Annotated in this window: 9 protein-coding genes; 3 read left to right on the forward strand and 6 right to left on the reverse strand. The window is 70.9% G+C overall.

Features of this window, described 5'->3' with window-relative positions:
• Together HY703_02800 and HY703_02805 are read left to right on the forward strand one after the other, a co-directional pair.
• Positions 1-2,142, forward strand: a 2,142-nt coding sequence (locus HY703_02800) for a hypothetical protein (GenBank protein ID MBI4544107.1), incomplete at its 5' end; no start/stop codon positions are given.
• Positions 2,143-2,150: 8 nt separating this feature from the next.
• Entirely contained in the window at positions 2,151-3,797 is a 1,647-nt protein-coding gene (locus HY703_02805) for a sodium:proton antiporter (GenBank protein MBI4544108.1), read from the forward strand.
• Positions 3,798-3,854: 57 nt separating this feature from the next.
• Here HY703_02805 and HY703_02810 read toward each other — a convergent pair whose 3' ends face one another.
• Entirely contained in the window at positions 3,855-4,046 is a 192-nt protein-coding gene (locus HY703_02810; GenBank protein ID MBI4544109.1) for a hypothetical protein, read from the reverse strand.
• 195 nt (positions 4,047-4,241) lie between these two features.
• Positions 4,242-7,205 carry a winged helix-turn-helix domain-containing protein gene (locus tag HY703_02815; GenBank protein MBI4544110.1) on the reverse strand — a complete coding sequence of 988 codons (2,964 nt, stop codon included), beginning with the start codon at positions 7,203-7,205 and terminating at the stop codon, positions 4,242-4,244.
• Between the two features lie 183 nt (positions 7,206-7,388).
• On the opposite strand from HY703_02815, the gene HY703_02820 reads away from it, so the two are divergent.
• Positions 7,389-7,721, forward strand: coding sequence for a hypothetical protein (locus tag HY703_02820; GenBank protein MBI4544111.1), 333 nt, complete (start codon positions 7,389-7,391; stop codon positions 7,719-7,721).
• Between the two features lie 122 nt (positions 7,722-7,843).
• Here HY703_02820 and HY703_02825 read toward each other — a convergent pair whose 3' ends face one another.
• From HY703_02825 to HY703_02840, 4 genes are all read right to left on the reverse strand, one after another.
• The gene (locus tag HY703_02825; GenBank protein ID MBI4544112.1) at positions 7,844-9,130 is read right to left on the reverse strand and encodes a flotillin family protein; all 1,287 of its coding nucleotides are present in this window, start codon (positions 9,128-9,130) and stop codon (positions 7,844-7,846) included.
• Between the two features lie 36 nt (positions 9,131-9,166).
• A complete protein-coding gene (locus HY703_02830; GenBank protein ID MBI4544113.1) occupies positions 9,167-9,712 on the reverse strand; it encodes a hypothetical protein in 546 nt (181 codons plus the stop codon).
• A gap of 280 nt (positions 9,713-9,992) precedes the next feature.
• Positions 9,993-10,412 (reverse strand): hypothetical protein, encoded by a 420-nt coding sequence (locus tag HY703_02835; GenBank protein MBI4544114.1) that lies wholly within the window; start codon positions 10,410-10,412, stop codon positions 9,993-9,995.
• 354 nt (positions 10,413-10,766) lie between these two features.
• Positions 10,767-12,394, reverse strand: a 1,628-nt coding sequence (locus tag HY703_02840) for a hypothetical protein (protein MBI4544115.1), incomplete at its 5' end; no start/stop codon positions are given.

Genomic DNA, 12,394 nt, shown 5'->3' on the forward strand with positions numbered 1-12,394 from the left:
CTGCGCGTGCTGAAGGGGTTGCGGCTGGAACCAGCGCCGCGGGTGCGGGCGGTCACCGTGACGCCCGTGGGGATCGAGCGGCGCCTGGAGGTAAACGGCGCAGCGGTGGCCGAGCGCATCTTTGTGGCCGGGGATGCGCCGGTGGTGGTCGTGGAGTGGCGCGCAGGCAGCGGGGCCGCGTTCTCGATCTCGTGGGAAACGGACCGGCGGCCCACATGGCTCAACTCCCCAGGGGCCCCGGGCCCTCTCAGGTGGCGCCGGCAGGGTCGTGCGCTGCTTGTCCGAGAGGACGGGCCGGACGATGCACGTCTCTTCCTCTTCAGCCGAGCGCCCGAGCAGTGGACGGTCTCTGATGCGTCGGATGAAGGCGTGGCCGCGCTGGCTGCCCGGGTCAGCGTCCGCCTCGCGCCGGGCGAGAGCCTGCGCCTGGCCGTGATGGGCACGGCCGAGGGCGATGCCGCACTCGAGGAAGCCCTCGGGGCGCTGGGCGACGCACCGGCGCTGGTGCTGGCGCGCCAGGCTGCAGCACGTCGCCTCGAGGGCGAGCGCCTGCGGATCGAAGCATCGGAACCGCTCGCGGGTGCAGCCCTCGAATGGGCCGAGCACCGGCTTGGCAGCTACCTGGTGGACGCGCCCGGCCTCCGCGGGCTGGTTGCGGGGTACGGCGCGTCGCGGCGCGAAGCGGGCAGCGGCCGATCGGGCTGCGCCGGGTACTTGGGCTGCGACGCTTGCTGGACCGCCCTCGCCTGTCTGGCCGCCGGTGATTTCGCTACGGCCGGCGATGCCCTGCGGTTCCTGGCCGAAGCCCAGCACATCACGGGCGACGGCCTGCAGGCGTCCACCACTAGCGGCGCCCTCCGCCGCCAGGCCGCCGATTCGACGCCGCTCTGCTTGTTGCTCCTGGCCCGCTACGTGGCCTGGACCGGCGACCTCGAAGTCGCGGCCCGCCACTGGGAATTCGTGCGCCGGGCATACGAGCTCTGGCGGACCGACCTGGGCCGGCAGGGGCTGACTGCGAACACGCGCGCCGGCCGCGGCGGCCCCGAGGCCGGAGCCTTGGCCGGCGGCGCGATCCCGTTTTGCGACGCCGGGATCTGGGCCGCCGCGCTGCGGGAGCTGGCGGACGCGGCAGAGAGCCTGGGTGATGAGCCCTTCGCCATAGGGTTGCGCCGAGGGGCGGCGCGGGCGCGGGCGGCGCTGGAGCGCAGCTTCTACAGTCAAGCGCGGGGCGCGTTCGCCTCGCAGCTCGATGAGCGGTCGCACGCCGCGTCCTTCGCGGGAACGGGAACGGGATCAGGATCGGGAACGGAGCCGGCATCCGCCTGGGAGCACGAATGGGGGCAGACGGCGGCGCAGGCCGTGCCCTTGCTGCTGGGCGCCGTCGAGCCCGAGCGCATGGCGGGCTGGCTCGATGCCCTCGCCGGCGAGGAGTTCACAGCACCCTGGGGCGTGCGGCTGATCGGCCGCTCCGACCCGCATTATGACCCCACCAGCCTCCAGGGTGGCGCGGTCTGCCCGCTCTACACCGGCTGGGTGAGCTGGGCCGAGTACGCCGCCGGCCGGCCGGGATCCGCGTTCCGGCACTGGTGGATGAATGTCGAGCAGGGATTCCGCCACCAGCGCGGCGCCTGGCCGGAGGTGCTGCACGGCGAGGAGGGCCGGAGCATTGGCGGGTGCCCGGACCACGCCGCGTCCACGGCCATGGTGATCGCCCCGCTGGTTTTCGGGCTGCTGGGCGCGGAACCCGACGCGCCGCGCCACCGCCTGCGGCTGCGGCCGCAGCTCCCGGAGTCCTGGGACCACCTCGAGGTCGAGCGGCTCCGGGTCGGCGACTGCGACCTTGCCTTGCGCTACCGCCGGGAGGCGGGCCGGCACGTTTTCCGTATCGAGCAGGAGAGCGGCGCCGTGCCCCTGCGGCTGGTGTTCGAGCCCGCGCTGCCCGGCCGCTTGCAGGCTGCGCGCGTCGACGGCCGTGCTGCGCAGCTCGATGCCCGCCCGTTCGGCGAGCGCTGGCTCACGCCGCTCCAGCTCGCGCTCGACCACGAGCGCACGATCGAGCTGACGGTGCAAACACCGGCTCCTGTGGCCGGCACCACGACGGACCCCGCCGCGCCCAGGCCACCAGAGGCGCCGCACCATTAGGCTGGCGAATGACGGACGACCGCACATTCGCAAGTGACACGGGCGACGCGGCTGCCGGCGGCCCCGCCGGCACTGCCCGGACTCCCGCGCCGCCCGAGGCGCTCGGGATCGAGGGCGAGCCTGCGCCACCACCCCGCCGCTCGGCGCGCCAGCGCCTGGCGCTGGCGGCAGTGGTCGTCATCGCCGTGGTCGGACTCGCGCTCGCCTTCGGCCGGGAGCGGCCGGCCGGCGCCGAACACTACGGCCTCGCCTCGGTCCTGCCCGCGCTGGTGACGCTGGCCATGGTCTTCGTCACCCGCGAAGTCATCAGCTCACTGTTCCTTGGCATCGTTGTGGGAGGCGTGGTCAGCGCCAACTGGAACATCATGGACGCCTACCTGCTGCCCTCGATAGCCAGCGACTCCTACGCCCTGATCCTGCTGGTCTACCTCTGGGCACTGGGCGGGCTGATCGGCTTGTGGACGCGCACGGGCGGGGCGCAGCACTTTGCCGCCTGGGCCGGCCGCCACGTGGTGCGGGGTCCGCGCAGCGCCAAGCTCTTCGCCTGGCTCATGGGCCTTGTCTTCCATCAGGGAGGCACCATCTCGACCATCCTGGCGGGCACGACGGTACGGCCGGTCACGGACGCGGAGCGTGTCAGCCACGAGGAGGTCTCCTACATCGTCGACTCGACGGCTTCCCCCGTCGCCAGCATCATCCCGTTGAACGCCTGGCCCATCTACATTGGCGGCCTGGTCGTGGGCACGACGCCGCTCTTCCTCACCCAGCAGCAGGCCATCAGCTTCTTCTTCCGCGCGGTGCCCTTCAACTTCTACGCGCTCATCGCGGTGCTGATGACCCTGCTCTTTGCGCTCGAGGTGCTGCCCTGGGAGGGGCGGCGCATGCGGGCGGCGCGGCGGCGCGCGCGGGAGACTGGGCGGCTGAACGCACCCGAAGGCCGGCCACTGGTCGCGGAGGAGCTGACCGAGCTGCGCGTCCCCCGGGACTACCCGACCGGGCTCTCCGATTTCCTGCTGCCCCTGGGCATACTGATCGGCGTGGCCGCCACCGGTGTGCTGCCGGGACTCCTGGCCGGCGACATCTCCCGCATCCGTGTGCCCATTGCCGAAGCCTTCGGGCTCGCCGTGCTCAGCGCCATCCTCCTGGCATTGCTCAAGGGCATGAGCGTGCAGGAGGCGGTGAACGGGTTCGTGGATGGCGCCAAGGGCGTGACCATCGGCGCCATCATCCTGGGACTGGCAGTAACGCTGGGGCAGGTCTCGAAATCGCTGGGCACCGCCGCCTACGTTGTCGAGATCGCCGCCGGCTGGGTGCAGCCCGCGCTGCTGCCCGTGCTGTTCCTGGGCATCAACATGGCGATTGCATTCTCGACCGGGACCTCCTTCGGCACCTACGCCGTCGTCTTCCCCATTGCCATGCCCCTGGCCTACGCGGTCAACCCCGACCCCTTCTACATGACCCTGTGCTTTGCCGCGGCCGTGGGCGGCTCGACGTTCGGCGACCAGTGCTCGCCCATCTCCGACACCACGATCCTGAGCTCGCTGGCGACGGGCGCGGACATGATGGACCACGTGACCACTCAGCTCCCGCTGGCACTGCTGGCCGCCGGAGTGGCCGGCGCGCTGTACACAGTGCTGGCCCTGCTTGTGGCGTAAAAAAAGATCCGCCCCGCAGGGGCGGATCCTCGAGCCTGACGTCCGTCGGACCGGCGGCTATTTGGGATCCATCCAGCCACCCTCGCTCAACAGCTTGCGCAGCCTGGCCGGCCGCTCGCCCAGCGCGGTGCGCACGATCGACCGCGCCACCGTGATCCGCTCGTCATCCGAGAGCTGGTCGACCACGGCAATCGGAGCGCCGTACCGCAGGAGCAAGCGCTTCGCGTCCTTCGCCACAGTGTCTTCCATCGGTCCTCCGTACCGGGAAATCTTTTCTGTAATCTACGCGAAATCGCGCTGCGGTGCAACATTTCTGCGCACTCACGTTTCGCATGCGCCGCTGCCGGATGCGGACGTGAGGACCGTCAAGCGGCCGGCTGGCACCACGGCCTGCCTGTCCAGGCCGAAGAAGGTATCGAGCATTCCCCAGGAACGGGTGCCATCTCAGGGAGTGGTGCGCTGCCCCAGTAGTCGCGCCAGCTCGCGGCGCGCGGCGGCGACGTTGGCGGCGGGCGCGCCGCGCTCGGGCTGGGGACGTAGCGCCAGGTAATGGCGGTAGGCGCGGATCGCGCCTTCGCGGTCGCCGGTTCGCGCGGCCAGCCGCGCCTCGCCCAGCAGCAGGGTGGAGAGGAAGTAGGGGTTGCCGATAATGAAGCCGCGGCGCCGCGAGGCGGCCAGGGCCTTGTCCCATTCGCCGCCCTGCTCGTGCAGGCGCATGGACACGACGCTGGCCGCCTCGAGCCACCACTGCTGCCAGGTCGGCGTCAGGAGCAGCGAATCGAGCCGGGCGCGGCGGGCCGCCGCTTCGGGTCCGCCCGCCCGCGCCGCCCGCATCGCCTCCAGCCATTCGGCGCACAGGCCGTACGTGCTGGCGGCGGCGGGATCGTCGCCGGCGGCCACGGCCGCGCGCAGTCGAGCAATCCCTGTCCCGACCGCTTCCGCCTGGCCTTGATCCGCGCGCCAGTGCTCGGCCAGGCAAAGCGCGGTGCGCTGGAGGCGCCGGTCGCCGAGACCGGCGGGCTGGGCGGTGCGGGCGCGGGCTTCAAGCCGGGCGACGGCGGCGGCGCCCATGGCGGCGTCGCCATCAGCGAAGAGCGCGGCGAGCGCCTGGCGCACCGGCAGCGACGAGTCGCCTGGCCCGGGAACCCGCCTGCTGCCGCCTGTTCGCAGCGCCTCCGATGGCCGGCCGGTATTCAAAGCCAGGGCATAGCGAAGCCAGAGGTTGTCGGCGTACTCGGCGGTGCGGCCAGCCCGCCGGTCCAGCGCGGCGGCAGCGGGTGCGGCGTCGGCCACGGGCCAGCCGGCGAGCTGGGCCAGCCAGGCGACCTCGCGCAGGTCGGCAATGCTCATGGAGCTGAAGCGGGAGCGCACGGTATCGAGCCAGGCAGCGTCGCTCAACGCATTCGCCACCTGCCAGGCCAGGTGCGAGGCGGCCCGCTGCTCGGGCACGAAGCGGCCGAAGTAGCGGTCGGCCAGGCGACGCAGCCCCACGGTGTCGCCGTGCAGTGCGCGCACCGAGATCAGGTGGTGCAGCGCGGGCGCGAAGGCCGAGTCCACCTCGAGAGCTTCCCGAAACGCCGCCGCGGCGAGCGCGTGCGCGCCCGCGTGGCCGAGCAGGGCGCCGTGATGGAAGTAGGTGTCGCCCAGCTCGTACCACGCTTCCGGGCTGTCCGGCCAGGCGCCGACCAGCTCCTCCCAGGCGGCAAGCAGCTCACCGGTCGGGACCACCCGGCCACCGGGGAAGTAGGGGAGGGCAAAGGCCAGCAGGAAGTCCCTGTCCCGGGGTTTCAGCCGCGACCGCTGCTTCCAGGCGATGCGCAGTCCGCGTCCCAGGCCCAGGTCCCGGCCGGTCCAGCTCGTGGCCAGGGCGAGCCCCAGCCCGGCCAGCGCGAAGCTCGAGTCAATGTCCACGGCCCGCAGGTAGGCGCGGGCGGCCTCTTCGAAGCGGCCGCGGCGGTAGAGACTCCGGCCTTCGAGGTAGGCGCGCAGGGCAGGGAGCGAGGCGCTGGTCAACACCTCGATGCGCTCGGCGTCCTCACCCGCGCCCCGCGAAAGGAGCTCGGCCGCCAGCCGGTCGAGTAGCGCGGGCAGCGAGTCCAGCGGCCCCGTCACGCCCTCCACGCGCGCCCGCACGCCGCCGGTCCGCGAGTCGTAAAGTGACGCCGTGATGGTGAGGCGGGCGGCGGTCCCGACGACCGCGCCCAGCAGGGCCTGCCCCGCGCCCAGGCGCCGCGCCGTGGCCAGGGCGGCGCTCAACGCGACGCGCCGCCCGCCCTCCGCCTGCGCTAGCTCCGCCGCGGCCAGGGTGGCGCGCGGGTCGACCGCCCGTGGCCCGCCCTCACCCGTCAGCTTCCGGGCCAGCAGCTCGACCATGCCCTCGCGCAGCCAGCCCAGCGAGGCGTCCGCGGCCGCCAGCTCGAAGGGCAGCAGCGCGACGGTGCCGGGCTCCAGGGGCGAGGCGCGGCCCCGCCACAACGCTCGCCCGCCCAGGGCCGCCACCAGGAGCAGAAGGGCGAGTCCGGCCAGCCATGCCCGTCGGCGTCGCAGCGGAAGCGAGCCCGGCGCGAGCGGGGGCGCGGGTGCGGGCGACGGCGCCGGGAAGGCCGGCGTTGCGGCCGGCGCCGCTGCGGCCGCCGCGAGCATAGGCGGCCCCCCCGGCGCCGGCGGTAGGGGCGGCGGAGGCGGCAGGGCGCGCAGGCGCCCCGCCAGGTTGGCGAGCTCCAGGGGAGGCTCGATCCCGAGCTCCTCGCGCAGCAACGCCGTATGTGCTGCCGCCTGCTGCAGCGCCGCCGCCCGCTCGCCGGCCGCCTCGAGGGCCGACACCAGCCGCAATGCGACCCGAGAGCTGTAGGGGTCGTGCGCCGCGAGTCGCCGCCACCACCGGGCCGCCGCTGCGGCGTCGCCCGCCGACTCCGCCACACCTGCGAGCTGCTCGATCACGCTGGCATACACGGCCGCCAGCCGGTCCCGCTGCGCCTCGGCCCAGCGCTCGAACTCGAGCGCGTTGCTCAGGAAGAAGCCGTCCAGCAAGGGGCCGCGGTAGAGCGCCGCCGCCGCTTCCAGTTCGCCGCGGCGGACCGCGCTCTCGAAGGCGGCCACATCGCTGGTCAGCAGTGCCGCGTTCAGGCGCAGGTCGTCGCCCTCGGAGAAAAGCAGCTCGGCGCCCAGCGGCTGGCGCAATGCGTAAACCGACGCGCTGAGCAGGTCGCGCGCGTGGGCGGCGTCCCGCTCCGGCCAGAGGTAGGCGAGGAGCTTGTCGCGACTCAGCGTGCGGTTGGGCGCCAGGGCCAGCAGGGCGAGCAGCCCCAGGCGGCGCCGCTGCACGGCGCGGCCGGTGACCAGCTCCACGCCGCGCCGCAGTGTCGCGCCCCCCAGGAGCTCGAGTACGTACGGCGGCGCGGAGTTCAACGCGGTTCAGTCTGCGTTCAGAATGGATTCGGAGGATCGCTCATACTTATGCGCGCCGCAGCCCGCGGCAACTCCGCCGCCCTGTGCCGCGCCCGCCGTATGCCACCCGATTCCAGGGCGCGCGCGGCAGCGGAGGAGCCACGGGGACTGCGATCAATCTCAACTTTCTTGCGGAGGTGGAAGATGAAGTACCTCGTCACCATGGACTTCGTGGACCCGGGTCCGCTCCTGCCGCTGCAGGGGTTCGCCGACATGCTGGACCAGTTGGTGATTCCCGGGCTGGAGGCGTGCGCGCGGCTCGAGGCGGAAGGGAAGATCGCGGGCGGCCTACTGGCCGGCGCCCGCGCGCTCGCGTTCCTTGCCGAGGCCGGCTCCAACGAGGAGCTGGACGCGTTGCTGCACGGCCTGCCATTCTGGGGCGTGCTGCGCACGACAACCACGCCGCTCCAGAGCTTCGCCAACCGGGCCAGTCAGGATCGGCGCGCCCGGGACCAGCTTCGAGCCATGGCTCGCTGAGCGGCGGCTCGCTCGGGGACCGGGGGCCCAACCCGAGATGTGCCCCGACGGCCTCGGCTAGCGGCCAGGTCCCCGCGCCGTTCCCGCGCAGCTGGTGCTCACCGTACTTGTGAGCTCGACCACTAGCTTCGCGGGGTCGGGACCACCTCGAGGGCCGGCGCCGCCGTGGTGACCTGGCGCGCGGCCGCCTCGATCAGCTTCTGCACGTCCAGTCCCAGGACGGAGGACATGGCCTCGATGACGCGCAGCGCGGCGTGCACGCGTTGATTGGCGGCGGCGGCGACGGCGTCGCCCCGGCCACCGTCCAGTACCACGACGCGGTCGATCTCGATGCCTTTGACCGCTTCCACCGCTACGCCCAGCAGTGCTGGCAGCTTCTCGGCGAGAAAGACGGCTACTGCCTGATCGCCCGCCGCTCGGATCTGCTCAGCGAGCATCTGCAGCACCTGGGCCTGCGCTCTGCCGTTCTCCAGGATGGAGGCCGCGGCGCCCCGCGCCGCCGCCTCCGCGGCGGCCTGCTCCGCCTGGGCCGGGATCACCGTCTCCGCCTGAAGCCGCAACTTGTCGCGTTCAATGTGCTGCTGCTCGAGCGCCCGCTGCCGCTCGACTTCCGCGATCTCGACGTTCACCTTGGCCAGCCGCTCGGCCGCCTCACCCTCCTGGTTGAGCTGCGCCTGCCGGACGCGCGTCTGCGTCCACTCTTCGGCAACCTGCTTCTCGTTGCGCGCCTTGGCCACCTCTTGCTGGCGACGGTTGTCCGATTCCGCGATCTCCGCCTGCCGGATGACCTCCGCGGTCATGCGCCGGCCGACCGCGGCCAGGTAGCCCACGTCATCGGAGACGTTCTGGATCTTCAAGGTGTCGAGCTGCAGCCCCAGCTTGTGCAGGTCCTGATCGGCTTCCTGCGTCAGCTCTGCGGCAAAGCGCAGGCGGTCCTCATTGACCTCCTCCGGCGTAAGGGTGGCCAGCACACCGCGCAGGTTGGCGGAAAGCGTCTCCTTGGCCAACCCCTCGATCTGCGCCGGCGTCTTCCCCAACAAGCGCTCGACGGCGTTGTGAAACGACGCCTCGGGTTCGGAGGCGATCTTCACATTGGCCACTGCTTGCACGGTCAGCGGGATGCCACCCTTGGAAAAAGCGTTGTGCACCGAAAGCTCGATGGGAATGGTAGCCAGCGACATATGCTTGACTTCTTCGATAATGGGCACGCGCAGTGTGCGGCCCCCGCTCACCACCCGATAGCCGATCCTGCGCCCACTGCTCAGCGCGCGGCCCCGGCCGGTAATCACCGCGGCCGCGTTCGGCGGCACAATGACCGTCAGTCTGCGGATGGTGCTGATGAGCACCACAGTGGCGAACAAGACCATCCCGCCGATGACCACTCCGGAAAACGGATCTAGGTTGAACATGGAGGTTCTCCTGTCAGCGCCCTGCCGGTCAAAAGCTCAATGGGCGGGTGTCAGTTCGCTCAGCGGAGCCACCAGCGCGGTTCCGCCCTGGATGTCCATGATGACGACGGACCTCCACTGCTGCAGCTCCGGGGCGTCCGCATCATACGGCCTGGCCAGCAGCTCGACGGTGCGCTCCGCGCGCTGAACCAGGATCTTGCCCGGCATACGAGGCGACAGCGGCACCGTAACCGTGGCATGCAGGCCAATGAATTCCTGGTCACCAGCCGGCTCTCCCGATTCCGTGGCCCGCAGGTAACGGAACACGGTTGCGCTGATTCCGGCCACGAGTACGCCGGCGAGCGCCGCCAATGCCAGAACAGCGGGCAGCGCGCGCCCGCCCCACGCCCAGCTCAGCGTCGCGCCTACGCCACCGAAGGCGAACAGGAAATAGGTGACAGTGCGTAAGGAAAGCACCTCCATGCCACTGGCGTAGTGGTCAAACCAGTGCAGGTGGTGCTCGTGATCGCCCAGGTCGGCGAAAATGGAAAGCAGCAGCAGCCCGCCGCCTAGGACCAGGGCGAAGAGGAACAGCTCGAGCATAGCGGCCTCACGCGCGGGACGGCGGACGAGACAGATTCGGTCACCCGGCAGGCCTGCCGAGGCTGGGTTGCAGAAGTGTCAGGAAGTATGGGTTGCGGCCCGTGACGGCGTCAATGGTGCCCGTACCCGGCGACCTGAGCCCGGAGCCAGGCGACCCCGTGGCCGGGGGTTGGCTCTACAACTCAGGACCGCGGGAGGCGGAGGACGTCGATGCCCCGTAAGAGCATCGCCGCGCCGGAAGTACGAATCCGGTCGGCATGGGCACGACCCGCCCTCGGCATCACAGCCCGGGACACGTAATGGCCGCCTGCCCGAAGGAAATCGAAAAGATACAGTCGAGCGGCTGGACCTTCCCCCACGGCTGCAGCGGGTCACCGACGTTGACCTTGGGCCACTGCGCAAATCTGACCGGGATTCGCCCCTCCGTCTCAAGATGATTGTAGGCGTTGTCATTGTGGGCCGATGCGACGATTACGCTCGCGAACACAACCTCGCTTTGCCCGGGCGACGTGAGGTGTACAGCGTAAGCGAAATGGCGGGATTCCAACTTGTAAACGACTAACGGCACCACGTGTTGGTGCGAGACATACAGGGCCGGTGCGCTGCCAGCCGGCCAGAACTTTGCCGCCGCTGGGTTGAGCTGTAGTTTCACGAGAGCCACTGCGCAGCGGCGCCCGGCGGCAAATATGTCGCCCGCCATGGGAGTTTGCACGTGGGGCCAGGGTTGGACCACGGCCCACGGCTCGAGGGGCTTGTAGGGTGGGTCGGGCTCGTGAAACAGCACCAGGCCCTCCCAGTCTACCGTGTTGACCACGGTGCTGCAGGGCAAAGCCCAGCTCGAGGTCAGGTTAACGTCGACAATTTGCCAACTGTTCCCGGGTGCGTCCCCTGGCTGATTCGGGACCCCGATGTACTTCAAAGCGCAGCCGGATGCGCCAGTCAGCAGGGCAAGCAATGCGGCCAGGAAAGAGTATGGAGGCCGCTTGACGAGGCATGCTACGCTTTTCATTGTGGGCCCCCAATGTCTGCGCCTTGGCCTCTTCACGGCAGCCCGTTAGCGAATTGTGGCCCGGCGCGCGGTCCCCTGCACCCCGTCCGAGAAGACGAGCTCGAGCTCGCGCGCAGCCGTGCCGATTGTGACCGCGCCTTCCCGCGCAAAGCTGAGCACCAGTCCCGTGCGCGGATCCCGCACCATGACCATGGGGTAGGCGCCGCCATCCCAGCTCAGCTCGACGACGTCGCCTGCCCGCCGCCTGAGTGAAGCCCGCGGGGGCGCCGGCGCCGGCCCCGCAGCCGCCGCCGCGAAGGCGGCCGGAGAGGCGCGCGTGGCCTCCCCCTCCGGGCCGGACACGCGCAGCACGGCCAGCCGGTCCGGCTCCAGCAGGCGTGCCGGGATGGCGAACGCGAACGAGGCCGCAGGCTGCGGCCCGTCCACCAAGTCGGCCGGCCGGAACGCGAAGGAGAACAGCCGCGCGCCTCCCGCATCCAGGCCCTCGAGGGTGTAGGGGCCGGGCTCCCTGGGCAGCACTGGCCGGGTCAGCACCGGGAACGCGGGCTCGAGCACCAGCCGGCCGCGTGAGATGCCTCCCCAGACCAGCAGGGACAGCTCCGGCCCGGCCGCGGCGGCGGGGGGCGGCTCGAAATTGGTGGCGCGGTAATTCAGCACGCCCCTGTAAGTGTAATCGCTGATCCAGGGATTGGCGCAGTAGCTCACGATGTCCGGCAATGACGGGCTTTTGAGGGCCGAAGCGGCCACGTCCAGGCCGTATACGCCAATGACGCCGTTCGCGTAGGGGTATTCGGGGTCCGGCCCGGCCGGGCTGCCGCAGGGGGAGTGCAGCCGGTTCCAGTTATGCGCCCACTCGTGCGCGGCGATCTGGCCGCGGCCGGTCAGCCCGGCGCTGCCGTCCGGCGTGTCCCAACCCCACGCCGCCGTCCCCGGGGAAATGGCGATGCCGGCGCCGGTGGAGCCGCTGAACGGCACTTTCACCACGCCGTAGTAGTAGCGCGGCGAGTTGTCGGCGACGCGGAGCGCGTCCAGTTCCCGGAGCAGGATGCCCCAGCCGTCATTGGCGTCGTCCACCGTGAGCACCGCGTTCGTGCTGTATGCCGCCCGGATATCCGCGTCCACGCTGGGCAGCGGGTAGACCTTGCCCGTCAAGGAAGTGTAGTCCGCCTTGTTGGACTCGGTCACGTCTCCGGTCAGGTTGTTGCTGGCCGCGAGGCGCACGGGCACCAGCCGGAGCTGAAACGCGTTCGCCGTGCGCACGTCCAGCGCCTGCGCCGTGCCGGAAGCGGGAAAAGTGTTGTCCGTCTTGTCCGCCTCGAGCAGCGTCCGGTCCGGGTCGGCATCGGCCAGGATCGAGACGTTGGGCTGGATGAGCGAGCCCGGGATGGCCGTGTTCCAGGACGCCGTCAGCGGCTCCTCGTTCAAGGAGGTGGGCACGGAGGATCCGGGCGCCGCGATGGTCCGCGTATCTAGCAGGTTGCTCCCCTGATAGAAGCGCACGCGCACCACCGGCGTGGCGCTGTTGCTCTCGTTGGCCGTGACGAAGACCCGGAGATAGGCGTTCCGATCCTTCACCAGCGGCACGCTGCCCGACTGGGTCTGCGTGCTCTGGGTCAGATACAGCGCCTGGATCTTGAGATTGAGCGTGAGCGCCGTAGCGCTGAAGCTCACAG

Source organism: Gemmatimonadota bacterium (genome assembly GCA_016209965.1).
GTDB lineage: Bacteria > Gemmatimonadota > Gemmatimonadetes > Longimicrobiales > RSA9 > JACQVE01.